Raw genomic sequence first — 23945 nt, 5'->3', positions numbered from 1 at the left:
TTTCCGCGCTGCAGGCGCTAAATAGCCTGATGCGGTGCAAGAGATGAAAGGCGTGGATGTGCGGTTGATGTTTGGCGGATGGATGAGCGGCAGGCGAGTGCTTCACAAGCGGGCGGGCCGTGGCCGGCGGAGCGGCGGACTTGCCGCCTTTCTGGTCGCGATTTTTGCGCTTTTCAGCGTCTTGAGCGTTGCGCCTGTCTCGGCGCAGGAGGCGACGACGCCCACGGCGCCGGGCGCCATCCAGCCCTCGACCATCGAGCAGGCAAAAGCCGATCTGGAAAAATGGAAATCGGATCTGGCGTTTATTTCGGGACAGGTGGAGGCAGGCGGACGCGATGACGCCCAGCTTGTCGATCTCAAGGGGCGGGCGGACGGTATCGCCGCCGATGCTGCCGCAACCAACACCAAGCTTCGAGCGCGGCTGGACCAGATCAAAACCCGGCTGGATGCACTGGGTGCCGCGCCCGGCGAAGGGCAGCCTCCGGAAGCCGACATGGTGACGGACGAGCGTAACCGGCTGACGGCGGAACGCGGCGAAGTGAATGCCATGGCCGGCGAGGTGGAGGCCACGGCCAATAATGCCGCACAAATTTCCAACAATATAACAGCCGTCCGCCGGGCGCTGTTTGCCGCAACGCTGTTCAAGCGAACGGAAGTCTCCGCCGAGACGCTCGGTGATGCCTCGTCCGCCTTCCTGACGGAACTCACCAACCTCAACAATGCCTTCAGCAGCTGGGCAGCCTATGTATGGAATTACAAGCGGCTGCCGATGTTCGGGGCGGTGACGCTGTCGATCATGGCCGCATTGCTGTTTTTGGTTGGCGGCTACCGTCTTTTCGGCAGTCGTATGGAGCGGCGTGCCTTTACGGGGGCACCATCCTATTTGAGACGGCTATCGGTGGCCTTCTGGTCCACCATGGTGCAGTCGCTGTCGCTGTTCCTGTTTCTGCTGACGTCGGCGTTTTTCCTTGATAATTTCAACGTGTTGCGGTCCGACATCGCGCCGATCCTGTTCGGCGCCATGGCGGTCACGGGCTTCGTTTATTTCGTGTCGCGGCTGAGCTATGCGATCTTTGCGCCGACGCAGCCGGAATGGCGCCTGCTGAAGGTTTCCAATCGCGGCGCACATCAGCTGTCCTCGGCCGTGCTTTTGATGGCGCTGGTGAATGGTCTCGATTATCTGTTCGGCACCATCAGCGAGACGCTTTATTCGCCGCTTATCGTCACCGTTGCCAAGAGTTTCGTCGCCTCGATCATCATCGGTCTCATTCTGCTCGCCGTATCGTTCCTGAGGCCGGTGATCGGCGAGGGGCAGGATTATGAGACCGGCAACCAGCGCCTGCCGCGCTGGCTCGTCATTCTGCTGCGCATCGGCGGCCTCGTTCTCATCGGCGCGTGCCTGACGGGTTATGTCGGTCTTGCGCGCTTCCTCGCCACGCAGATCGTTGCGACAGGCGCGGTGCTGGCCACCATGTATATCGGCATTCTCTCAGGCAAGGCCATTTCCCGGCAGGGCGCCTTCGCCGAATCGCTCGTCGGCCGTTACCTTGCCCGCCGTTATGGCCTTGGACCCGTGCCGCTCGATCAGGCCGGGCTCGTGGCGGGGCTTGGCATCTATGCCGTGGCCTTGACCTTCGGTGTGCCGCTCATCCTGTTTTCCTGGGGCTTCCAGCCCGGCGATATAGAAAGCTGGGCCTATCGCCTGCTGACGGGTATCACCGTCGGCAATGCCTCGATCTCGCTGATCGGCATTTTCGGCGGCATTCTCGTCTTCGCCATCGGTTACATCATCACGCGCTGGTTCCAGAAGTGGCTGGACAGCAACGTCATGGCGCGCGGCCAGGTGGATGCCGGCGTACGCAACTCCGTCAAAACAGGCATCGGATATCTCGGCATTGCGGTTGCGGCCATTTTCGGCGTGTCTTCCGCCGGCCTCAACCTCTCCAGCCTGGCGCTGGTCGCTTCCGCCCTTTCGGTCGGTATCGGTTTCGGCTTGCAGAATATCGTGTCGAACTTCGTCTCCGGCCTCATCCTGCTGGTGGAGCGCCCCTTCAAGGTTGGCGACTGGGTGGTGACGGGAACGACCGAAGGCACGGTCAAGCGGCTTTCGGTGCGCGCCACGGAAATCGAGACCTTCCGCGGCCAATCGATCATCGTGCCGAATTCCGAATTCATCAATTCCTCCGTCGGTAACTGGACGCACCGCAACCGCATCATGCGCGCTGAAATCCCGGTCTCCGTTGCCTATGATTCCGACCCGCAGCGGGTCATGGACATTCTGCTTGAGCTGGTGCGCGCCCAGCCGCCGGTATTGCGCAATCCCGAGCCGCATGTGGAATTCCTCCGTTTCGGCGACTTTTCGCTGGATTTCGAACTGCGCTTCCATCTCGCAGACCTCTCGAATGGGCTTGCCGTGAAGAACTCCCTGAGGATCTCCATTCTCCAGCGCTTCCGCGAGGAGGGCATCGCCATCCCGTTCCCGCAACGCAACCTCAACATCCACGTGGAAGGCGACGCCAATCCGCAGATGCTGGCAGCCCTGCTTTCGGAGGAGGGCGACAAGGCGGTGGTGGCCCATACGGGGGCAGCTGCGCCGGAGAAAGAGGTCTTGAAGAGTGAGAAGTCGACGGAGCCGAAGGATCAACCCCGCGCGAAAGCGTAGATTGCTGTTGCTTGTGAACGTTGAGGTCCGGGCAGGGACTTAACGCTTGTCGCCTTCTCCCCGCCGGGGAGAAGGTCGCGGCAGCGGGATGAGGGGGCAAGCTCTCCGCATATCTCCGCGCTTGCCCCCTCATCCGATCCTTCGGGCCAGCTTCTCTCCGGCGGGAGAAGAAAAGAGCGGCAAAGCTGTGCAACGTTCGTCCGGCACCCTCCGCAATTTCTTCCCTGTCGCAGCACCCTATGGCCATGTCGCAATCAGGCGGCTGAACGACCCGCAAGCGCTTCATATTCCTCCCATCCAAAGCTGGCGGAATAAGGCAAGGCCGGCGCTTTTCAGGGGTTCTGTAAATGAAGACACATGCACGGGCGGTGGTGATCGGTGGCGGCGTCGTCGGCGTCTCGACGCTTTATCATCTGGCCAAGAAGGGCTGGAGCGACAGCGTGCTCATCGAGCGCAAGGAGCTAACCTCCGGTTCCACCTGGCACGCGGCCGGGCTTCTGCCGCTGTTCAACATGAGCTACTCGGTTGGCCAGATCCACAAATATTCCGTGAAGTTCTACGAGGAACTGCAGGAAGAGACCGGCATGAATGTCGGTTTCTCCAAGGTCTCCAACATCCGTCTCGCCCGCACCAAGGATCGCTGGGACGAATATATGTATTACGCCGGCATTGCCGAGACCATCGGCGTGCGCGTCAACATGCTGACGCCGGAGCAGGTGAAGGAGATCTGGCCGCTTTGCGAGACGGACGGCCTGCTCGGCGCCATCCAGCATCCTGATGACGGTTATATTCAGCCCGCCGATCTGACGCAGGCGCTGGCCAAGGGCGCGCGTGACCGCGGCGCGACCATCTATCGCAACACGACAGTCACCGCCATCGAGCAGCTTGAAGACGGTCACTGGAAGGTGACGACAGACAAGGGCGAGATCATCGCCGAACACATCATCTCCTGCACGGGCTCCTTTGCCCGCAAGACCGGCGAGATGGTCGGCATCAACATTCCGGTCATTCCGGTCGAGCATCAGTACATCGTCACCGAGCCGCATCCGGCCATTCAGGAACGCCGCCGCCAGGGCTTGCCGGAAATGGGCGTGCTGCGCGAATCCGACTCGGCCTGGTACATGCGTGAAGAGGCGGGCGGGCTGATCCTCGGTCCTTATGAAGTTGGCGCGCCGGTCTGTTATGTCGACGGTCCATCCGATGACAGCGAATATGAGCTGTTCCAGGAAGAACTCGATCGACTGATGCCGCATATCGAAACAGCCATGGTGCGCGTTCCGGCCTTCGGCGAAGTCGGCATCAAGAAGGTCTATAATGGCGCGATTGCCTATACGCCTGATGGCAATCCGATTGTCGGTCCTGCGCCGGGCCTGAAGAATTTCTGGCTGAACGAAGGCCACTCCTTCGGCATCACCGCCGCTGGTGGTGCAGGCTGGCAGCTGGCCGAATGGATCGTCGATGGCGAGCCGACGCTCGACCTGATGGGTGTCGATCCGCGCCGCTTCGGCCCTTACGCAACGGAAGGTTACCTCATCGCCAAGAACGAGGAAGCCTATGCCAACGTCTTCACCATGCATTACCCGGATGAAGAGCGCTCTGCCGCCCGTCCGCTGAAGACGACGCCGGTTTATGACCGTCTGAAGAAGCTCGGCGGCGTGTTCGGCTCCGTCTATGGCTGGGAGCGCGCCAACTGGTATGCGCCCGAAGGTTACGCGCTGCGTGAGGAAGACCTCGGCGTTGGCGCCGATGTCATCACCAGTCATAACCATGCACCGGCTCTGGATGACGGCCGTATCGTTGAGAAGTGGTCGTTCCGCCGCTCGAACTACTTCGAGCATGTCGGCAACGAAGTGAAGAACGTGCATCAGAATGTCGGCGTGCTCGATATGTCGGCCTTCGCGAAGATGGAGGTTTCCGGCCCTGGCGCGCGTGCCTGGCTCGACAGCATTCTCGCCAATGCGGTGCCGAAGAAGCGCGGCCGCATCGCGCTCACCCATCTTCTGACGCCGAATGGCGGCGTGAAGGCGGAGTTCACGGTCTATGAATGGGCGCCGGGCCGCTTCTACATGGTTTCGGCCGGTGGTCTCGAAGCGCATGACCATGACGTGCTGTTCCGCCTGGCGCCGACCGATGGCTCGGTCGTGCTGCAGCCGATCACCCAGAAATACGGCGTGCTGGTTCTGGCCGGTCCGAAATCGCGTGATCTCCTGAAGAAGCTGACCCGCACCAGCCTTGAGAACAAGGACTTCCCCTGGCTCACCGGCAAGCAGATTTCCGTCGGCGTTGCGACGGCGCATGCGCTGCGCGTCAACTTCGTGGGTGAACTTGGCTGGGAGTTGCATCACCCGATCGAGATGCAGAACTACATCTTCGACCGGCTGATGGAAGCCGGTGCCGAATTCGGCATCAAGCCTTTCGGTATCCGCGCCATGGTTTCCATGTCGCTCGAAAAGTCCTATCGCAATATGGGCCGCGAGCTTTCGGTGGAATACAATGCCTATGAATCGGGTCTCGACCGTTTCCTGCGCCCGGAGAAGAGCTTCATCGGCCGCGACGCACTGGTGGCCTACAAGGAGGCGGGCCTGAAGTCGGTCTTCTCGACGCTCACCGTGTCGGGCAATACGGATGTCGATGCGCGCGGTTCGGAAGCGATCTTCGATGAAAACGGCGCACTTGCAGGGCGCGCGACGAGCGGCGGTTTCGGCTGGCGTCTTGGCAAGTCGATCGCGCTCGCCATGCTCAAGCCGGAATATGCCGCAGTCGGCACCAAGCTGAAGATCCGCATTCTCGGCACGTCCTATGACGCCGAAGTGGTGGAAGAAAGCCCGTTCGATACCGACAATGCGCTTCTGCGCGCATAAGACCAAAATCCCCTCCCAAAGTCGGAATACGGCCCCTCGCGGGCCGTATTTCCGTTTAGGTAAGCATATGCTCAACTGATGCTTCAGGAAAAGTGCTATTAATCATTCTGAAAAATGAACCTGCTATCTTCCGCTGACATACGATGGGGGATCGGGGCAGAATGAATTTCCTGGGCATCACGGGCATGCAATATTCGGGCGTGCCTTTTACCAATAACCGCATTTTACTGGCGGAAGACAGCAACGTGTTTACCCAGATGGTGAGCAGGCGGCTCAACGAGATGCTGGGCGTTACCGTGGAAGTATGCCGCTCCTTCGAGGAATTGCAGGCCTGCTACGAACATTCTTCCGAGCCGGTGACGCTCGCCATTTCCAACATCAACCTGCCGGGCGCGGAAAAGGGCGAAGCGCTGGAATATCTGATCGATCTATCGATCCCGACCATCGTTTTCACCAGCACCTTTCACGAGGCGACGCGTGAAACGCTGATCGCCAAGGACGTGGTGGATTATATTCTGAAAGACAATATCTTCGCCGTGGATATGCTGACGGAATCCGTCTGCCGCTTCCTCACCAACCACCGCCATCATGTGCTGATCGTTGACGACAGCCCGACGGCGCGGGCGCTGCTTTCGAGCCGTCTCAAGCGTTATAATTTCCGCGTCAGCCTGGCAGACAGCGGTGCGAAGGCGCTCGATATTCTAAGGGCCAATCCCGATATCGGCCTCGTCGTCACCGACTATAACATGCCCGACATTGACGGTTTCGAGCTGACGCGGCGCATCCGCACCGTGCGCGGCTCCCATGAACTGCGCATCATCGGTGTTTCCTCCTCCACCAACCGGCTGCTGTCGGCGCGTTTCCTGAAGGCTGGCGGCAATGATTTCATGCTGCGGCCCTTCATTGATGAAGAGTTCTATTGCCGCGTCAACCAGAACCTCGATACGCTGGTGCAGATACAGCTGGCGAAGTCCGGGGTGCGGCCGGCTGCGTAAGCCGGACGCTCGTCTTCAAAGCTGAGATTCAAGCGGCAGGAAACGCATGATGCCGGCGATGAGGCGGCGGCCGATAGCGGCGTCTGGCTCGCGCCGGTAGGTCTTGGTACGGCCCTGTTCCTCCGTCGTCCAGACGATGCGGTTGCTGCTGTCGATCTCCAGTTCAAAGCTCATCGTGCGGCGGATTTCCTCGGCGAATATTTCGTCCATGCAAGCTACCAGCGGCGGCGATGTGAAGACCACGCCCATCTCCGTATTGAGGGAGGCCGAGCGCGGATCGAAATTCAGCGAGCCGATATAACCTGTCATGCCGTCTCGCGTGAAAGCCTTGGTGTGCAGGCTCGCCTGTCCGGAACCGCGCAGGGTGAAGTTCGGCTGGTCCACCTGCGAACGCAGCTCGTGCAGGCGTACGCCGCCCGAGAGAAGCGGCTTGCGATAACGGGCATATCCGGCGTGAACGGCGGCCACATCCGTTGCCGCCAGCGAATTGGTGAGGATGGCCAGCGATACGCCCCGTTCGGCAATATCAAGGAAAATCTCAACGCCCTGTTTGCCGGGAATGAAATAGGGGGATGTGACGTGCAGGCTGTCGCTTGCCGCCTGCAGCAGGGGCAGCAGGCTTTCCATCAGGAAGTTGTGGCCCTTCCGCCGTTTGCCTGCCGCTTTTTCCGGAGGATCGGCAAGCACATCCACGGAATCCACCCAGTGCATGCGGTCCGACATCAGGAAATGATCTCGGTCATACTGGCTTTCAACGCGCTCAAGATAAGGTTTTGCGGCTTCGCTTTTTGGCAGGGCGTCCAGCTCGCGCCGTAATCTTGCGAGTTTGCTCGGCCTGCGCGCTAGAAGCGAGCGAACGGGGACGGAAACGGCGCTGTTCCAGTAATCATCGAAGATTTCCGTTGCGTCGGCCACGACGTCACCGAAGCCGAGAATATCGAAATCGTGGAAATTCGCCCGTTCGGCCGCATCGAAATAGGCGTCGCCGATATTTCGACCGCCAACGATCACCGCGCGGCCATCGGCAATCCAGGCCTTGTTATGCATGCGGCGATTGACACTGCGAAAGCGCAGCAAAAGTTCCATGCCGCGATGGAGCATGTTCTCCCGCGCCCGGGTGGGGTTGAACAGGCGAAGTTCGATGTTGGGATGGCTGTCGATGGCGTGGAAAATTCGGTCTGACATGGAGACGCCGAGATCATCGAGCAGCAGCCGTACCCGCACGCCGCGATCGGCCGCCGTGATGACCTCGCGCATCATCAGCCGTCCCGTCAGGTCCGCATTCCACATGTAATACATGAGATCGAGGCTACGCCCGGCCGCGCGCGCCGCCGCGACGCGCACCGCAAATGCATCGAGATTGGAATGTAGCAGGCACAGCGCATTCTTTTCGCTCCAGCCGTTCTTTATGGTCTGCCAGTGCCGATCAAGCACGGTTTCGTCCTCAGTGACGGGCAGGGCGGCGGAGGGGCGTTTGGGAATGGATTTTTCCCGCTGTTTACCGATGACGACAAACAGGCTCGGCCCGACGAGCAGCAGAAGAATGATGATGAAGACCGTAAATGCAGTCACTTTTTTTGATCGCTCCCGGCCTGGAGAGTATCAGGCGGGATGGAAACGCGCGAGGGAATAAAGCGTTCATTTCGGTTCGGCGGCAGTACGAAAAACCGGTACAGGCGCGACAACGGGCTTGCGAAACACATAAGTGCGTGCTTATGTGTGTTTATGACAGAGAACGATATATTCCGGGCACTGGCCGATCCCACGCGCCGTGCCATTTTCGAAAAGCTGGCGGATGGTGCCATGAATGCCTCTGCCCTGCGCGAAGGGATCGAGATCAGTCAGCCGGCCATGTCGCAGCATCTTTCGGTTCTTCGCGGCGCCGGGCTAGTGGTTGAAAGACGGCAGGGCCGTTTCGTCAATTACGAGGTCGATCCGGAGGGGCTGACACGCATTGCTGCGTGGCTCGGCAAATATCGCGCCTACTGGCCACAGCGCATTGAGGCTCTCAAACTCCTGCTGAAGGATATGGACCAATGAACAGGGATGCAGCGGAAGCGCCGAAAAACGGCATCGAACTTGAATATGATCTGGACGAGCCGCCGCAAAAGGTCTGGCGCGCCATCAGCATTGCAGCGTTCCGTAAAAACTGGCTGCCGAACGAGGCTCTGGCGGAACCTGACGCGATCGACATCAAACCCGGCGAGGAAGTGCGCTACCGGCTGCGCGAAGACATTCCACCATTTCTGGAAAGCACCGTAACCTTCAGGATCGCGGCCAATGCCGAGGGCGGCACCAGTCTTCGCATCATTCATGAACTGCCCACAAATACCGGCCGGACGATGAAGGCCGCCGCAAACCACAACGGCCCGCTTATCAAGCTCGCCGCCTGATCCCACTCGTTTCCCGACATTTTCAAACACAGGAGTTCGCCGATGCGCGAAGTGATGCAACTCGTCCCTATGGTCGTCGAACAATCATCAAGGGGAGAAAGATCTTTCGACATTTATTCGCGCCTGCTGCGGGAAAGGATCATCTTTCTCAATGGCGAGGTCAACGATGCAGTTTCAGCGCTCGTCTGCGCGCAATTGCTGTTTCTCGAAGCGGAAAACCCGAAGAAGCCGATCCATCTTTATATCAATTCTCCGGGTGGCGTCGTGACGAGCGGTCTGGCGATGTATGATACGATGCATTACATCCGCGCCCCGGTTCACACACTCTGTATGGGCACCGCCCGTTCCATGGGATCGTTCCTGCTAATGGCAGGCGAACCGGGCGAGCGCACAGCACTTCCCAATGCCAGCATCCACATTCATCAACCGCTGGGCGGTTTCCAGGGACAGGCATCGGACATGCTGATCCACGCCGAGGAGATGCAGCAGACCAAGCACCGCATGACGCGGCTTTACGCCGAACATTGCAAACAGAGTTATGAGAAATTCAAAGCGGCCATGGATAGGGATTTTTTCATGACGGCGGAGCAAGCGTTGGAATGGGGTCTGATCGACCGCGTTCTGGGCGTTCGTGAGGATATCGCGGCGTAGTGCCGGCTACTATCCGCAAGATGTCGTTTCCATATCAACACAAAAGGCAGCGCCAATGCGCTGCCTTTCAAAGGTCTATCCGGATGATCAAATATCCAGATTATCTGCAAAAGCCGCCCGCTCCTGAATGAAGCGGAAACGGGCATCGGCCTTGGTGCCCATCAGATTGTCGACAGCCTCGCGCGTGCCCTCGAAGTCCACGTCATCGATCTCGACACGCAGCAGGGTGCGCTTTTCGGGGTCCATGGTGGTTTCCTTGAGCTGGGCGGCCATCATTTCACCGAGGCCTTTAAAGCGGCCCACTTCGACCTTTTTGCCCTTGAAGACGGTTTCCATCAACTCGGCGCGGTGGGCGTCGTCGCGGGCATAGGCGGATTTCGCGCCCTGACGGATGACGTAGAGCGGCGGCACTGCCAGATAGAGGTGGTTGCCGCGAATGAGTTCCGGCATTTCCTGATAGAAGAAGGTGATGAGCAACGAGGCGATATGGGCGCCGTCGACGTCGGCATCGGTCATGATGATGATGCGCTCATAACGCAAATCTTCTTCGCGGTACTTGGTGCGGGTGCCACAGCCGAGCGCCTGGATGAGATCGGCGATCTGCTGGTTGGCGGAAAGCTTTTCGCGGCTGGCACTGCCGACGTTGAGGATTTTACCACGCAGCGGCAGAATGGCCTGATTGGCGCGGTTGCGCGCCTGTTTGGCCGAGCCGCCAGCCGAGTCACCCTCGACAATGAAAAGTTCGGCGCCTTCGGCCGTGTTCTGGGAGCAATCCGCCAGTTTGCCGGGCAGGCGCAGCTTGCGCACGGCGGTCTTGCGGTTGACTTCCTTTTCCTTGCGGCGGCGCATACGCTCTTCCGAGCGCTCGATGACCCAGTCGAGCAGCTTTGCCGCCTCGGCCGGGTTGCCGGTCAGATAATGGTCAAATGGATCGCGCAGCGCGTTTTCGACGATGCGCTGGGCTTCGACGGTGGCGAGCTTGTCCTTGGTCTGGCCGACGAATTCCGGCTCGCGGATAAAGACGGAGAGCATGCCGGCCGCCGAAATCATCACGTCATCGGTGGTGATGTCCTTGGCGCGCTTGTTCTGCGTCAGGTCGGCATAGTTCTTCAGGCCCTTGGTGAGCGCGATGCGCAGGCCCGCTTCGTGCGTGCCGCCCTCGGGGGTTGGGATGGTGTTGCAATAGGAATGGATCTGCGTGTCGCCGCCATACCAGGTGACTGCCCATTCCAGCGCGCCGTGGCCGCCGGTCTTTTCGGTGCGGCCAGAAAAAATCTCGCGCGTGACGGTGAATTCCTTGCCGAGCGTGGCGGCCAGATAATCCTTCAGGCCGCCCGGGAAATGGAACACCGCCTTTTCGGGGATTTCTCCATCGGCCGGCACCATGCCGGGATCGCAGCTCCAGCGGATTTCGACGCCGCCGAAGAGATAGGCTTTGGAGCGGGCCATGCGGAAGATGCGGGCCGGTTCGAATTTCGCGTGATCGCCGAAGATTTGCGGATCGGGATGGAAACGCACGCGGGTACCGCGGCGATTATGCACGTCGCCAAGCTCTTCCAGCGGACCGATCGGCAGGCCGCGCGAAAAACGCTGGCGGTAAAGCTTGCGGTTTCGCGCCACTTCCACTTCGAGAAGATCGGAGAGCGCATTCACCACGGAGACGCCGACGCCGTGCAGGCCGCCAGAGGTCTCGTAGGCCTTGCCGTCGAACTTGCCGCCGGCATGCAGCTTGGTCATGATGACTTCGAGCGTCGATTTGCCCGGAACCTGCGGGTGGTTCTCCACGGGAATGCCGCGGCCGTTATCGGTGACCGTCAGGAAGCCTTCGGCATCGAGATGAACCTCGATGAAATTGGCGTGACCGGCGACGGCCTCGTCCATGGAGTTGTCGATGACTTCGGCGAAGAGGTGGTGCAGCGCCTTCTCGTCCGTGCCGCCGATATACATTCCGGGACGCATGCGCACCGGCTCGAGGCCCTCAAGCACGCGGATCGATGATGCGCCGTAGTCGTCACCGGCTGGAGACGCGGGCGGCGGAGGGGCAGACGACGCGACGGGGGCCGCGGCTGCAACGGCTGCGGGTTTCTGCTGCACGTTCACATTGGCAGCAGCGGTCGCCGGGGCCTTCACGGGCTTCGCCGCGTCCTCGTTCGTGTCCGTGTCGCTGTTTCGTGCCGCCGGAAGACCGGAGAAGAGATCGTTGCTGTCGTCCATCATGTCCAAAGTTCAAAAGCGTGTGTCAGAATTTCGCCATGCGAATCATTTTGCCATCAGCGTCAATATACCGCCAAACGTGGTTCCCGTCCGATTGAACCGGGGTCCGCCTGGGCAAGCGCGGCGCATCCTATGTCACGATTGTGTCAGGGTTTCGCAACAGGAGGATTGCGCTGCCGGCCTTGCGATGGCAAGTCTCGCAGCCACGAATGAACGGTTAGCCAAGGCATGTCCACAGCTCATTTCACGTTTTGTACTCTTTTCAGCCTGACTGTGGCGGCAATGCCGGTTACGGCCTTTGCGGCTGACGGGCCGCTGCGGCCTTTCAAGGACGAGTTGTTTTCCGCGCAGACGGTGCTTTCCACGGGCGATGGCGGCGCATCCGAAGTCATCGACTACAAGGAGATGCGCGACATCAACGGCCGCGACGAGGTGCCGGAGCGGCGGGTGAAGCGGCAATATGTGGATATGGCGCCGAAGAAGGTGCAGGCACTGGAAACCGTGACGTTCGCGGGCAGGGCGCTTGAGGTCGGTCGCGTCGGCCCGGCCAGCGGGCAGGCGTTCACCATCATCTTCATCCATGGGCGCGGCGGTGACCGGCGGCTTGGCATGAACGACTATACGTTCGGCGGTAATTTCAACCGGCTGAAGAATCTGGCCGTCGCCAATGGCGGCACCTATTACGTGCCGAGTGTTCGTTCCTTCGATGAGAACGGCGTTGCCGACATTGCGGCGCTGATTGCGGATGCGGCCAAAAAATCCGACGGCAAGCCTGTCATATTGACCTGCGCCTCAATGGGCAGTTTCATCTGCTATGGCATTAGCCGCGACAAGGCAGCCGTTGCCAATCTCAAGGGAATGGCGATCCTGGGTGGCGCGGTCGATCCCGATTTTCCGAAAAGCGCTTTCGCGAAGGCGAAGAAGCCGGTCTGGTTTACCCATGGCAGCGCCGACAAGGTTTATTCGGCCGATCAGCAGGCGACGATCTTCCGCACGTTGTTGAAGGCTGGGGAGCCCGCGCGGTTCACGCGTTACGAGACAGGAAGCCACGGCACGCCGGTGCGAATGACCGACTGGCGGGCGGTTCTGAACTGGATTTTGAGCCGATAAGGGATCGCGGCGGGCTCGGTCACGACAAATTTTGCCAGATTTGCCGCTGGTTTTAACCCTTGGGCCGCTTTTTTGTACCAATTGCTGCCCGCTGCGGTTAAAGGAATATCCGGGAAATTGCGGCAGAGCTTCTGTCGTGATCAAGGGCCGTCAGCGGCTGAGGGATGGGGCGCCGCTAGGGCTGCGCCCCGAGACAAAGGGAATGGGATACGCATGACGCCGAATGTTCGACCGCTTGTTGCCGGAAACTGGAAGATGAACGGCACGCGTGCCTCGCTCGACCAGATCAAGGCCATGGCAGAGGGTGTCAAGGGCGCGCTGTCCGAGAAGGTGGATGCGCTGATCTGCCCGCCTTCAACGCTGCTTTATGTCGCGACCGCGCTCTGTGACGACAGCCCGCTGATGATCGGCGCGCAGGATTGCCACCAGAACGCCTCCGGTGCCCATACTGGCGATATTTCCGCCGAGATGATTGCCGACTGCTTCGGCACCCACGTCATCGTTGGCCACTCCGAGCGCCGCACCGACCATGCCGAGACTGACCATCTGGTTCGCGCCAAGGCATCTGCCGCCCATGCGGCCGATCTCATCGCCATCGTCTGCATTGGCGAAACGGCCGATGAGCGCAAGGCGGGCCAGACGCTCGATATTTTGAAGCGCCAGCTTGCCGGCTCGCTGCCGGATGAGGCAACGGCGGAAAATACCGTTATCGCTTATGAACCCGTCTGGGCGATTGGCACCGGCCTTACGCCGACGGTGGACGATGTGCGCGAGGCTCATGCCTTCATGCGTGACGAGCTCGTCAAGCGCTTCGGCGATGCCGGAAAGACCATGCGCATCCTTTATGGTGGATCGGTAAAGCCGGCCAATGCGCTGGAACTGATGGGCGTTGAAAACGTCGATGGCGCGCTGATTGGTGGCGCGAGCTTGAAAGCGTCGGACTTCCTGTCCATCTATGCGGCATATGAGCGACTGACGGCCTGAATGAGGCTTTCCTGAAAGAGTATCGGGAAAGGGGCTTGGAATAAGCCTTCGCCTCATGTAAAGAGCCGCAAAACCTTCTTTATGGTGCTCCGCGCGGGGCATGGAATGGATTGTCATGCAGACCGTTTTGATTGTTATTCACCTCATGATCGTGCTGGCGCTTGTCGGCGTGGTCCTGATCCAGCGTTCCGAAGGCGGCGGCCTCGGTATCGGCGGCGGTTCGGGCTTCATGTCCGCGCGCGGAACGGCCAATGCCCTGACGCGCACCACCGCGATCCTTGCGGCGCTGTTCTTCGCAACGTCGCTCGGCCTTGGTCTTCTGACCCGTTACGAATCGCGTCCGACCGATATCCTGAACCGTATTCCGGCCACGCAGGGCCAGGGTAACGGCATTCTCGACACGCTCGGCCCGTCGACGACGCCTTCGACGCCGGCTCCGGCTGAAAATGGTGTTCCGACCAATAACGGCGCTGCTGCTCCCGCACAGACCACACCGGCTCCGGCTGCTTCCGGCACGGCCGCTCCGGCCCCGGCGCAGCCCGCCGATCCGAACGCAGTTCCGACCGGTCAATAAGCCCGGTTCTGATTTAACGCTCCGGCAGGCCAAAAGCCTGCCGGTTTTCTTTTGTTCGCATTCCGGCCAGTTGAATTGTGAATTCGTCAACAGCGAATTTGCAACAGCATGAAATTTGGGCTGGCGGAATCAGAGGTAAAAAGGTATCCGGTGAATCCCATGGCGCGATATGTATTCATCACAGGCGGCGTGGTCTCCTCTCTCGGTAAGGGCATCGCAGCTGCTGCACTCGGAGCTTTGCTGCAATCCCGTGGTTATCGGGTGCGGCTTCGCAAACTCGACCCCTATCTGAACGTCGATCCCGGCACCATGAGCCCGACACAGCACGGCGAAGTGTTCGTGACTGACGACGGTGCCGAGACGGACCTCGACCTTGGCCACTATGAACGCTTTACTGGGCGTTCGGCCACCAAGACCGACAACATCACCACCGGTCGCATTTACAAGAACATCATCGACAAGGAACGGCGCGGCGATTATCTCGGCGCAACGGTTCAGGTCATTCCGCATGTCACCAACGAGATCAAGGATTTCGTGATCGAAGGCAATGACGATTACGACTTCGTCATCTGCGAGATCGGCGGCACGGTGGGTGACATCGAGGCGATGCCGTTCATGGAAGCGATCCGTCAGCTCGGCAACGACCTGCCGCGCGGCACGGCGATCTATCTTCACCTGACGCTGATGCCCTATATTCCGGCGGCAGGCGAATTGAAGACCAAGCCGACCCAGCATTCCGTGAAGGAGTTGCAGGCTCTCGGCATTCACCCCGACATCCTTTTGGTGCGCGCCGACCGGGAAATCCCGGAAGCGGAACGACGCAAGCTTTCGCTGTTCTGCAACGTGCGTCCCTCCGCCGTCATCCAGGCGCTGGATGTGGCGAATATCTATGACGTTCCGATTGCCTACCACAAGGAAGGCCTCGATTCGGAAGTGCTGGCCGCTTTCGGCATCGAGCCGGCGCCTAAGCCGCGTCTGGAGCAGTGGGAAGAGGTCTGCAACCGTATCCGCACGCCGGAAGGCGAAGTGACGATTGCGATCGTCGGCAAATATACCGGCCTCAAGGACGCGTATAAGTCGCTGATCGAGGCGCTGCATCACGGCGGCTTTGCCAACCGCGTCAAGGTCAAGCTCGAGTGGATCGAGTCTGAAGTCTTCGAAAAGGAAGATCCAACGCCATACCTTGAAAAGGTCAACGGCATTCTGGTGCCGGGCGGTTTCGGCGAGCGCGGTTCGGAAGGCAAGATCATGGCGGCGCAGTTTGCGCGTGAGCGCAACGTGCCCTATTTCGGCATCTGCTTCGGCATGCAGATGGCGGTCGTGGAAGCGGCCCGTCATCTGGCTGGCATCGAAAATGCCTCTTCGACCGAATTCGGTCCGACGTCCGAGCCGGTTGTCGGCCTCATGACCGAATGGGTGAAGGGCAACGAGCTGGAGAAGCGCTCCTCCAAGGGTGATCTCGGCGGCACGATGCGCCTCGGCGCCTATAAGGCGGCGCTGAAGAAGGATACCAAGATCGCCGAGATTTATGGCTCCACGGATATTTCCGAGCGCCACCGTCACCGCTACGAGGTGAACGTGGACTACAAGGACCGGCTGGAAGAATGCGGCCTCGTCTTCTCCGGCATGTCTCCGGACGGTGTGCTGCCGGAAACGGTGGAATATCCTGATCATCCGTGGTTCATCGGTGTTCAGTACCATCCGGAATTGAAGAGCCGCCCGCTCGACCCGCATCCACTTTTCGCCAGCTTCATAGAAGCGGCGGTGGAGCAGAGCCGGCTGGTTTGACGGTTTGAAGGATTATGAAGAGGGTCGCGAAAGCGGCCCTTTTTGTTTGCGGTATGCGCACTTTCGGCTGAGCATTCGTCGATGCGTATTGCTCTGTCATCCTCGGGCTTGACTCCCGAGGATCCATCGTTCGGCGGTTACGGATCCTCGGGTCAAGCCCGAGGATGACGGAAGAAGGGCGACCGTCCGAAGATGCACGTTGCTATCGTTCGCTAACGGCCTCACGCGAGAAAATTATGCTTCCGCAACCACACTTCGTACCAGTTTGGCCACTCTTCCGATGGGGTGCCGGCCTTGCCCATGCCAAAGCCGTGACCGCCCGACGCGATCGGATGAAATTCGACATCCACGCCAGCCCTTTCACAGGCGTCTCGCATGAGCCGGCTGTTGGCTGGATTGGAGATCCGGTCGTCATCCGCCTGTGCCAGGAAAATTGGCGGGCAATCCTTGCGCACATGGCTTTCCACCGACCATTCGCGTGTGGCCTTATCTGTCGGGTGTCTGCCGACAAGCGATCTGCGGGTCGAGGTATCGTCATAGGGAGCGGCAAGCGTGATGACTGGGTAGATCAGCGCTGCGATATCCGGGCGGGCTGATTGCCCGTCAATGTCGTCGATACGATCATAAGACGTAAAAGCCGAGCGGGCGGCGGCAAGCCCCATGAGGTGGCCGCCCGCTGAAAAACCGAGCGCGCCGACCCTGTGCGGATCGATCTGCCAGTCCGAGGCGTGTGCACGCACCAGACGAAACGCGCGTTGCACATCCTGAAGCGGTGCGAGCGGCCCGGCAGCCCAACCTTCAATCGGCAGGCGGTAGCTGAGGACAAAGGTATGAATGCCTCTGGCCGCGAGCCAGCGGGCGGCGGGATTGGATTCCTTGCCCTCCTCGATGCGTTTATATCCACCGCCTCCAGCGATTATCATTGCGGACCCATTGGGCCTGTCAGGGGCAAATATCTCAAGGCCTGGTATGGCGATGTTGGTGACGGCGCCTTTTTTGCTGATATCCGTAGGGCCGTTTGGACCGCCACCACCGGGCGGGCTGCCGGCCCAAAGGGCAAGACGGCGCGGATTGTCTTTAGCAAGCAGATTTGGGATTTTTTTCACTGATGTGGCGAGGAATGCCCCGGCAAAAAGAAGGCTGCGGCGGCAGATCATGATGTCTTCCTCCATCAGGCACTTGGATCCGGTATTCTCCCGGTAGAGCAGTTTATGAGGCCTATATAAAAACCAACAGGACAATATGGTTGCAACAAGATATTCCGGTTCGGTTCAGCGATGTCGCGGTCTCTCTGCGGCGTGTCAATCAAGCAAACAAAAACGGGCCCGAAGGCCCGTTTTAACTCCAGTGACAAATCCCGACCGTCTTACTTCGGCCCGATCATGTTCTCCGGACGCACATACTGGTCGAATTCCTCGTTGGTGAGGTATCCGCCACCAACGGCTTCTTCGCGCAGGGTCGTGCCGTTCTTGTGGGCGGTCTTGGCGATCTTGGCGCAGATGTCGTAGCCGAGCTTGCCGTTCAGTGCAGTGACGAGCATCAGAGAGTTTTCGACCCCCTTCTTGATGTTGTCTTCGCGGGCCTCGATGCCGACGACGCAATTGTCGGTGAAGGAGACGGCCGCGTCGCCCAGAAGCTGGACGGACTGCAGGAAGTTATAGGCCATCATCGGGTTATAGACGTTGAGCTCGAAGTGGCCCTGCGAACCGGCGAAGGAGAGCGCTGCATTGTTGCCGAAGATGTGGGCGCAAACCTGCGTCAGTGCTTCCGACTGGGTAGGGTTGACCTTGCCCGGCATGATGGACGAGCCGGGCTCGTTTTCCGGCAGCGAGAGTTCGCCGAGACCGGCGCGGGGGCCGGAGCCGAGGAAGCGGATGTCGTTGGCGATCTTGAAGAGTGCCGCTGCTGCCGCGTTGATCGCGCCATGCGAGAAGACCATGGAATCATGCGAGGCAAGCGCTTCGAACTTGTTCGGCGCGGTGACGAAGGAAAGGCCGGTGATCTTCGAAATTTCCTCGGCCACCTTTTCGGCAAAACCAACAGGGGCATTGAGGCCCGTGCCGACGGCCGTGCCGCCCTGGGCGAGCTTGGAAAGCGCAGGCAGGGTGGTTTCGATGTTGGCGATGGCGGAGGCGACCTGCGCGGCGTAACCGGAGAATTCCTGGCCGAGCGTCAGCGGCGTTGCATCCTGCGTGTGGGTGCGGCCGATCTTGATGATCTTTTCGAACTGCTTGACCTTGGCTTCCAGCGCCTGATGCAGGTGCCTCAGGCTCGGCAGCAGGTGGTGAACGATCTGCTCGACGCAGGCGATGTGCATCGCCGTCGGATAGGTGTCGTTCGAGGACTGGCTCATGTTGACGTGGTCGTTGGGATGAACCGGCTTCTTGCTGCCCATTTCGCCGCCGAGCATCTCGATTGCGCGGTTGGAAATCACCTCATTGGCGTTCATGTTGGACTGGGTGCCGGAGCCGGTCTGCCAGACGACGAGCGGGAAATGTTCGGTCAGCTTGCCGTCGATGACTTCCTGTGCGGCGGCGATGATGGCTTCACCGATCTTCGGGTCGAGGCCGGCAAGCGCCATGTTGGCACGGGCGGCGGCCTGCTTGACGATGCCGAGCGCGCGAACGACAGAGGCGGGCTGCTTTTCCCAGCCGATCTTGAAGTTGCCGAGCGAGCGCTGCGCCTGCGCGCCCCAGTAGCGATCGGCCTGAACTTCAATAGGGCCAAATGTATCGGTTTCCGTCCGTGTGGCTGTCATCAATCTTGCCTTTTTACTCGTGTTCCTCCGCCAAAACGGCGCCTTCGCCCGCCTTGCGCGGCCGATATATAGAATCATCGCGGCGGCAAAGAAAGCCGCTGCAATGCGGCGCGGGAAGATATTTCCCGTCGTTCCGCGGCGATTTGCCTGCAGCGAATGCAGCAAGGCGAAAAACCCGGCTGCGTGGCATTTTTACTACGTCATGAAAAGGCAGGGAAACCGGGCTTGTACCGGGGCGGGCGCTCAAAGCAAAGTGAATGAAATAAATAGAAATTTAACCATTCTCGCCAATTCTGGAAATTACGTTTTTACGGCTTTGGCTGTATTATGAGGTTCATTTCGGCACGATTTTGAGCTTTGGGCGTTTTCTTTTCAACAGGCCGTTGATCGGCTAGACAGGCATGAAACTAATGCCCGCCGTTTTTCCGGTGGTGCTGGGTGCTACGAGGATCAAATTGCAAGTCACATCTGGAAAATCATCGGCAGCACTGGTGCTGGCTCTCGGTCTTTCCGTTTCCACCGCTCTTCCCGGCAGCGCCGGTGCGGTGACCCTGATGGACCTCCTGCGCGGCGGGCCCGGCAAGATCGCGCGGGATCGCGGCGAGTTGCCGCCGGCCGGCATCGTCACCTCGCCATCCGGCTCCGGATCGGGCGCTGGTCAGAGTGCAGATGCTTCCGATCCCGAGCCTTTGCCCCGCGTTTCCGGCCCACGCTATTATGATTACAAGGCAGATGCAGCCCGGGCGGTGAACACCGCGAATTTCGGCGAAGGCCTTGCCAATCTCAAGTTCAGCGCCACGCCCGAGATCGCCAAGGCGCTTGAGGCTTATTACGGCGCTGGCGGCAAGACGTTGTGGGTATCCGGTGGCGAACTGACCGAGCGCGCCAACGCCGCCATCGCTTTCCTGGAGACGGTTGGCGAAAGCGGTCTCGATCCCGCCGATTACAGCATTTCCGCACCGGCCAAGGATGTGACTGCGAGTATCAGCAGCAATGTTGCCGGCACCACATCGAACGGCACACCGGTCGAGACGGCTTCGGCGCCTGTTTCCGATGCCTATCAGCGGGCGCAGATGCAGTTCGAGCTGGCGCTGTCCGCCAAGGTTCTCGCCTATGTGCAGGATACGACCCGTGGCCGCGTCGATCCGAACCGGCTGTCCGGTTACCATGATTTCAAGCGCAAGACGGTTAACCTCGCTCCCGTGCTGAAGCTTGCTGGCCTTAGCCCAGATGTGGCCGCTTATCTGCGCAGCCGCGAGCCCTCCAGCGCCGAGTATCAGGCGCTGAAGGCAGAGCTTGCCCGCCTGCGTGGCGAGGGCGATGCCGCCCATGTCGTTCGTGTTCCCGCCGATCTGGTGCTGAAGCCCGGCAACAGCAGCGCTGACATGGCGAGTGTCGTCAAGGCTATCGAACATCGGGCTTCTCCCGCCTTCAAGGCGGAACATGCCGCAACGATCTCCGCTTACCAGCAGACACCGGATTACACGCCCGATCTCGTCGATCTGGTGAAGGCGTTCCAGAGCGAAAATGGCCTGAAGGCGGATGGCGTCATCGGTCGTGCGACCGTGCGCGCCATGGTCGGCGAAAGCAATGACGCGAAGATCGCCAAGGTGCAGGTGGCCATGGAGCAGATCCGCTGGTTGCCGGCCGATCTCGGCCAGCGTTACGTCTTCATCAACCAGCCCGCTTTCATGGCCTATTACCACAATGAAGGCGTCGAACAGTTCGGCATGAAGGTCGTGGTCGGCTCCAAGTCCAACCAGACCTATTTCTTCCAGGATGAAATCCAGACGGTCGAGTTCAACCCCTATTGGGGCGTACCGCAGTCGATCATCATCAACGAGATGCTGCCGAAGCTGCGCCGTGACCCATCATACCTCGATCGCCTGGGTTACGAAGTGCAGGTGAATGGCCGTGCGGTATCGTCTTCCAGCGTCAACTGGTATGGCTCGACCAACGCCGTTTCCGTGCGCCAGCCGCCGAGCAGCGACAATGCGCTGGGCGACCTGAAAATCCTCTTCCCCAACGCGCATGCCATCTACATGCATGACACGCCGGCCAAAAGCTTCTTCAACCGCGATATGCGGGCGCTGAGCCACGGCTGTATCCGCCTGGTCGACCCGCGCCGCATGGCGGCTGCCGTTCTTGGCACCAGCGTTGACAAGGTTGGCGAGCAGATTGCGTCAGGCAAGAACCGCGCCGTGCAGGTGCCGGAAAAGATTCCGGTTTATGTGGCCTATTTCACCGCCTGGCCGGATAAGGACGGCAAGGTCCAGTTCTTCGATGATGTCTATGATCGCGACAGCTACGTGCAGAAGGCCTTTGCGGTGACGACGAAGGCAAGGGCCAGCTCGATCTGATTAGGGTCTATTCAAAAGAAAAGCGCCGGAAACGGCGCTTTTCTTTGTTTTATGGATCGGTTTTGGAATAGTTCGGCTGCAGACCCTGTCAGGGATGTTGGCGTAAACGGGTACTCCGTCACCCCGGACCTGATCCGGGGTCCAGCGCGATCAAGTCCTTGATTGCAAAGGCTCCTTTCACGGCGCAGACGCGCCGTGGCTGGATGCCGGATCAAGTCCGGCATGACGGACGGCAGGGAAGTCGTTTAGCTCTCATTGATGTCGAAAGTGCCGTTTCCTTGCGTTTGTCGCTCAGTCTCTCAAGCCGCGGCCGCACCCCTTGCAATCAGCTTCTCGAACAATGTCGGTGTCAGCGCATCAAAATTATCGATTACTACATCCGGCTTCAGCTCGGCCATCGGTACATCCGTGTAACCGAAAGTGACGCCGATGGAGGGCACGTTGGCGTTTTTCGCGGCGAGGATATCGTTGATGCTGTCGCCGACCATGATCGTGCGCGCCGGGTCACCACCGGCCCTTTCGATGGTCCCCAAGATATGGCGCGCGTCCGGCTTGCGGAATTCGAACGTGTCGCCACAGGTGATGGCCGCGAAATACGGCGTAAGGCCGAGTTTTTCGAGCAGCGGTACAGCGAGGACTGCGGTCTTGTTGGTGCAGACGGCAAGCGTGATGCCGGATTGCGAAAGCGCATCCAGCGTTTTGACGATGCCGGGGTAGGGGCGGCTTTCGCCGGGCATTTCAGCGCGGTAATGGGTGATGAAGCGTTCGTAGAGCGGATCGATTTCGGCTTCCGGCAGTTCCGTTTCGCGCAGTGCAAAGGCGCGCTTGATCATGACCCGTGCGCCCTGGCCGACGAGATGCGTCAGGTCGTCATAGGTGACGGGCGCAAGCCCGGCTGCGGCAATGGTATGGTTGAGGCTCGAGACGAGATCAGCGGCGGTATCGACCAGAGTACCGTCGAGATCGAAAATGGCGAGCGGGGCGAGCGGGCGGGATGTCACGGAAACGGCCTCTTGTAGAATGCGGGGCTGAGCTATTCATGCTTTCATTCGCGCCAAGCCTAGGCAAAGCCTCCTGTCTTTGCAACCGCATCACAACGTTCTGTTCGTTGCCTTGAAAAAGGCTTTCGTTTGGCTTTCGACCCGTGTAAACAGCACGGCGACGACAAAGCTACCGGAGTTTCAGGCACATGGATGCCCGCCAGATGAAGATCAAGGCCGCCGAGGCCGCATTGTCCCATGTACAGGATGGGATGCGGCTCGGTATCGGCACGGGTTCGACGGCCGAGGAATTCGTCCGGCTTCTGGCCGAGAAGGTCGCCGCCGGCCTCAAGGTCGAGGGCGTGCCGACATCCGAGCGCACCGCGCGTCTGTGCGTCGAGCTTGGCGTTCCGCTGAAATCTCTCGATGAATTGCCGGAACTGGATCTGACCATTGACGGTGCGGATGAGGTTGACCACGCGTTGCGGCTCGTCAAGGGCGGCGGCGGTGCACTGCTGCGCGAGAAGATCGTCGCGGCGGCATCCGCACGCGTGATCGTCATCGCCGACCAGAGCAAGGTTGTGGAGACGCTGGGCGCCTTTCCTCTGCCCATCGAGATCAATCCGTTTGGCCAGGTTGCGACCCGCATCGCCATCGAAAAGCTGGCATCGCGGTCCGGCCTGTCGGGTGAGTTGAAGCTTCGCTCTTCCGGTGACGGCGTCTTCATGACGGATGGCGGACACCTTATTCTCGACGCATCTTTTGGCCGTATTCCTGATGCAGAAGCGCTAGCACGCGAGCTGAACACGATTCCCGGTGTCGTCGAGCACGGACTTTTCATAAATTTGGCATCGCTTGCCATTATCGCTGGCCCTGAAGGCGCCCGCGTGATGCAGGCAGTATAACAGGAGCGAGATTTTCATGATCAAACTAGCGGGACTGGGCAAAGCTGCCGCTGCTTCGATCCTCATTTCCGGCATCGTGTTCGGTACTGCCGCACGCGCCCAGGAAATTTCCGAAGCGCATATTGCTGCCGCGCGGCAGGCGATCGCCTCTCTTGGCGTTACCGACCGTTTCGACGACATTCTGCCGGGACTGGCCGAGCGTCTGAAGGCAGAACTTATTCAGGCTTCGCCGAATGTTCAGGATGCGATCACCGCGACGGTTGACGCCAAGGCGCTTGAGCTTGCACCGCGCCGCGCCGATCTCGAGCGTGAGGCCGCGCTGACCTATGCACGTGCTTTTTCGGTCGAGGAACTGAACGCCATCTCCACCTTCTACAGCAGCGAAGCTGGCAAGAAGCTGTTGAAGGACGGCCCGATTGCGACCCGCGAACTGATGAAGGCTGCCGATATCTGGGCCGCCGGTATCAACCGCGATCTCAACGCTGCCAGCATGACCGAACTGCAGAAGGTCGCAGGCGCTGATCTGAAGCCGCTTCCGGCGGATCACAATGCCACGGGTGGCGCTCCGGCTGCCAAGCCATAAGGCGCTTTTCCAGGTTCAGAAATATTCAAAGCCCGGCCGCAAGACCGGGCTTTTCATTTGTGCGCCGCAGCACCTATATGTGGGCGTGAATGCACCGCTGCCCGTTTGCGGCTGATGGCGGTTTTGA

19 protein-coding genes are annotated in these 23945 nt (G+C 59.9%); 14 read left to right on the top strand and 5 right to left on the bottom strand.

Features of this window, described 5'->3' with window-relative positions:
* The first annotated feature begins 43 nt into the window (after nucleotides 1-43).
* From K7A42_RS21035 to K7A42_RS21025, 3 genes are all read left to right on the top strand, one after another.
* Nucleotides 44-2662 carry a mechanosensitive ion channel family protein gene (locus K7A42_RS21035; RefSeq protein WP_282455796.1) on the top strand — a complete coding sequence of 873 codons (2619 nt, stop codon included), beginning with the start codon at nucleotides 44-46 and terminating at the stop codon, nucleotides 2660-2662.
* Nucleotides 2663-3009: 347 nt separating this feature from the next.
* Nucleotides 3010-5523 carry a GcvT family protein gene (locus K7A42_RS21030; RefSeq protein ID WP_060942363.1) on the top strand — a complete coding sequence of 838 codons (2514 nt, stop codon included), beginning with the start codon at nucleotides 3010-3012 and terminating at the stop codon, nucleotides 5521-5523.
* A gap of 161 nt (nucleotides 5524-5684) precedes the next feature.
* Nucleotides 5685-6518, top strand: coding sequence for a response regulator (locus K7A42_RS21025; protein WP_004442009.1), 834 nt, complete (start codon nucleotides 5685-5687; stop codon nucleotides 6516-6518).
* 15 nt (nucleotides 6519-6533) lie between these two features.
* Here the strand turns inward: K7A42_RS21025 and K7A42_RS21020 are convergent, their stop codons facing one another.
* Entirely contained in the window at nucleotides 6534-8090 is a 1557-nt protein-coding gene (locus K7A42_RS21020) for a phospholipase D family protein (RefSeq protein WP_004442008.1), read from the bottom strand.
* Nucleotides 8091-8243: 153 nt separating this feature from the next.
* On the opposite strand from K7A42_RS21020, the gene K7A42_RS21015 reads away from it, so the two are divergent.
* Genes K7A42_RS21015 through K7A42_RS21005 form a run of 3 tightly spaced genes read left to right on the top strand, consistent with a single transcriptional unit; the run spans nucleotide 8244 to nucleotide 9562 of the window.
* Nucleotides 8244-8558, top strand: a complete 315-nt coding sequence (locus tag K7A42_RS21015) for an ArsR/SmtB family transcription factor (protein ID WP_006697387.1) — start codon at nucleotides 8244-8246, stop codon at nucleotides 8556-8558.
* Nucleotides 8555-8911, top strand: coding sequence for an SRPBCC family protein (locus tag K7A42_RS21010; protein WP_282455795.1), 357 nt, complete (start codon nucleotides 8555-8557; stop codon nucleotides 8909-8911). Before K7A42_RS21015 ends, K7A42_RS21010 begins: the two co-directional genes overlap by 4 nt.
* A gap of 42 nt (nucleotides 8912-8953) precedes the next feature.
* Nucleotides 8954-9562, top strand: coding sequence for an ATP-dependent Clp protease proteolytic subunit (locus tag K7A42_RS21005; RefSeq protein ID WP_282455794.1), 609 nt, complete (start codon nucleotides 8954-8956; stop codon nucleotides 9560-9562).
* A gap of 87 nt (nucleotides 9563-9649) precedes the next feature.
* Here the strand turns inward: K7A42_RS21005 and parE are convergent, their stop codons facing one another.
* Nucleotides 9650-11779 carry a DNA topoisomerase IV subunit B gene (parE, locus tag K7A42_RS21000; RefSeq protein ID WP_077986281.1) on the bottom strand — a complete coding sequence of 710 codons (2130 nt, stop codon included), beginning with the start codon at nucleotides 11777-11779 and terminating at the stop codon, nucleotides 9650-9652.
* 225 nt (nucleotides 11780-12004) lie between these two features.
* Between parE and K7A42_RS20995 the strand changes: the two genes are divergently transcribed.
* From K7A42_RS20995 to K7A42_RS20980, 4 genes are all read left to right on the top strand, one after another.
* Nucleotides 12005-12886: a dienelactone hydrolase family protein gene (locus K7A42_RS20995; RefSeq protein ID WP_282455793.1), complete on the top strand. Its 882-nt coding sequence runs from the start codon at nucleotides 12005-12007 to the stop codon at nucleotides 12884-12886.
* Nucleotides 12887-13099: 213 nt separating this feature from the next.
* Entirely contained in the window at nucleotides 13100-13870 is a 771-nt protein-coding gene (gene tpiA, locus K7A42_RS20990) for a triose-phosphate isomerase (protein WP_035210909.1), read from the top strand.
* 115 nt (nucleotides 13871-13985) lie between these two features.
* Nucleotides 13986-14444: a preprotein translocase subunit SecG gene (gene secG, locus K7A42_RS20985; RefSeq protein WP_004442000.1), complete on the top strand. Its 459-nt coding sequence runs from the start codon at nucleotides 13986-13988 to the stop codon at nucleotides 14442-14444.
* A gap of 159 nt (nucleotides 14445-14603) precedes the next feature.
* Nucleotides 14604-16232, top strand: coding sequence for a CTP synthase (locus K7A42_RS20980; RefSeq protein ID WP_006697393.1), 1629 nt, complete (start codon nucleotides 14604-14606; stop codon nucleotides 16230-16232).
* Between the two features lie 221 nt (nucleotides 16233-16453).
* Here K7A42_RS20980 and K7A42_RS20975 read toward each other — a convergent pair whose 3' ends face one another.
* Together K7A42_RS20975 and fumC are read right to left on the bottom strand one after the other, a co-directional pair.
* The gene (locus tag K7A42_RS20975) at nucleotides 16454-17389 is read right to left on the bottom strand and encodes an alpha/beta hydrolase (RefSeq protein WP_244404953.1); all 936 of its coding nucleotides are present in this window, start codon (nucleotides 17387-17389) and stop codon (nucleotides 16454-16456) included.
* Nucleotides 17390-17598: 209 nt separating this feature from the next.
* A complete protein-coding gene (fumC, locus tag K7A42_RS20970; RefSeq protein WP_060942550.1) occupies nucleotides 17599-18990 on the bottom strand; it encodes a class II fumarate hydratase in 1392 nt (463 codons plus the stop codon).
* Between fumC and K7A42_RS20965 the strand changes: the two genes are divergently transcribed.
* Together K7A42_RS20965 and K7A42_RS20960 are read left to right on the top strand one after the other, a co-directional pair.
* Nucleotides 18980-19321 carry a hypothetical protein gene (locus tag K7A42_RS20965; protein WP_144115311.1) on the top strand — a complete coding sequence of 114 codons (342 nt, stop codon included), beginning with the start codon at nucleotides 18980-18982 and terminating at the stop codon, nucleotides 19319-19321. The two genes, fumC and K7A42_RS20965, sit on opposite strands and share 11 nt — an antisense overlap.
* Nucleotides 19322-19481: 160 nt before the next feature.
* The gene (locus K7A42_RS20960) at nucleotides 19482-21350 is read left to right on the top strand and encodes a L,D-transpeptidase family protein (protein ID WP_282455862.1); all 1869 of its coding nucleotides are present in this window, start codon (nucleotides 19482-19484) and stop codon (nucleotides 21348-21350) included.
* 299 nt (nucleotides 21351-21649) lie between these two features.
* Here the strand turns inward: K7A42_RS20960 and K7A42_RS20955 are convergent, their stop codons facing one another.
* Nucleotides 21650-22351: an HAD family hydrolase gene (locus K7A42_RS20955; protein ID WP_282455792.1), complete on the bottom strand. Its 702-nt coding sequence runs from the start codon at nucleotides 22349-22351 to the stop codon at nucleotides 21650-21652.
* Between the two features lie 188 nt (nucleotides 22352-22539).
* On the opposite strand from K7A42_RS20955, the gene rpiA reads away from it, so the two are divergent.
* Both rpiA and K7A42_RS20945 read left to right on the top strand, forming a co-directional pair.
* The gene (gene rpiA, locus K7A42_RS20950) at nucleotides 22540-23235 is read left to right on the top strand and encodes a ribose-5-phosphate isomerase RpiA (protein ID WP_006697397.1); all 696 of its coding nucleotides are present in this window, start codon (nucleotides 22540-22542) and stop codon (nucleotides 23233-23235) included.
* Between the two features lie 16 nt (nucleotides 23236-23251).
* Complete coding sequence (locus K7A42_RS20945) at nucleotides 23252-23818, top strand: DUF2059 domain-containing protein (RefSeq protein WP_006697398.1); 567 nt, start codon at nucleotides 23252-23254, stop codon at nucleotides 23816-23818.
* The last annotated feature ends 127 nt before the right edge of the window (nucleotides 23819-23945 follow it).

Source organism: Agrobacterium sp. InxBP2 (assembly GCF_026191755.1).
Lineage (GTDB): Bacteria > Pseudomonadota > Alphaproteobacteria > Rhizobiales > Rhizobiaceae > Agrobacterium > Agrobacterium pusense.
The sequence above is the reverse complement of the archived record's forward strand: the minus strand, read 5'-3'. Positions and strand labels throughout refer to the sequence as shown.

What these genes read in the sequence shown, in the direction of transcription:
- K7A42_RS21035 (WP_282455796.1), top strand. Translation starts at nt 44, where the DNA reads ATGAAAGGCGTGGATGTGCGGTTGATGTTTGGCGGATGGATGAGCGGC.
- K7A42_RS21030 (WP_060942363.1), top strand. Translation starts at nt 3,010, where the DNA reads ATGAAGACACATGCACGGGCGGTGGTGATCGGTGGCGGCGTCGTCGGC.
- K7A42_RS21025 (WP_004442009.1), top strand. Translation starts at nt 5,685, where the DNA reads ATGAATTTCCTGGGCATCACGGGCATGCAATATTCGGGCGTGCCTTTT.
- K7A42_RS21015 (WP_006697387.1), top strand. Translation starts at nt 8,244, where the DNA reads ATGACAGAGAACGATATATTCCGGGCACTGGCCGATCCCACGCGCCGT.
- K7A42_RS21010 (WP_282455795.1), top strand. Translation starts at nt 8,555, where the DNA reads ATGAACAGGGATGCAGCGGAAGCGCCGAAAAACGGCATCGAACTTGAA.
- K7A42_RS21005 (WP_282455794.1), top strand. Translation starts at nt 8,954, where the DNA reads ATGCGCGAAGTGATGCAACTCGTCCCTATGGTCGTCGAACAATCATCA.
- parE (WP_077986281.1), bottom strand. Translation starts at nt 11,779, where the DNA reads ATGATGGACGACAGCAACGATCTCTTCTCCGGTCTTCCGGCGGCACGA.
- K7A42_RS20995 (WP_282455793.1), top strand. Translation starts at nt 12,005, where the DNA reads ATGTCCACAGCTCATTTCACGTTTTGTACTCTTTTCAGCCTGACTGTG.
- tpiA (WP_035210909.1), top strand. Translation starts at nt 13,100, where the DNA reads ATGACGCCGAATGTTCGACCGCTTGTTGCCGGAAACTGGAAGATGAAC.
- secG (WP_004442000.1), top strand. Translation starts at nt 13,986, where the DNA reads ATGCAGACCGTTTTGATTGTTATTCACCTCATGATCGTGCTGGCGCTT.
- K7A42_RS20980 (WP_006697393.1), top strand. Translation starts at nt 14,604, where the DNA reads ATGGCGCGATATGTATTCATCACAGGCGGCGTGGTCTCCTCTCTCGGT.
- K7A42_RS20975 (WP_244404953.1), bottom strand. Translation starts at nt 17,389, where the DNA reads ATGATCTGCCGCCGCAGCCTTCTTTTTGCCGGGGCATTCCTCGCCACA.
- fumC (WP_060942550.1), bottom strand. Translation starts at nt 18,990, where the DNA reads ATGACAGCCACACGGACGGAAACCGATACATTTGGCCCTATTGAAGTT.
- rpiA (WP_006697397.1), top strand. Translation starts at nt 22,540, where the DNA reads ATGGATGCCCGCCAGATGAAGATCAAGGCCGCCGAGGCCGCATTGTCC.
- K7A42_RS20945 (WP_006697398.1), top strand. Translation starts at nt 23,252, where the DNA reads ATGATCAAACTAGCGGGACTGGGCAAAGCTGCCGCTGCTTCGATCCTC.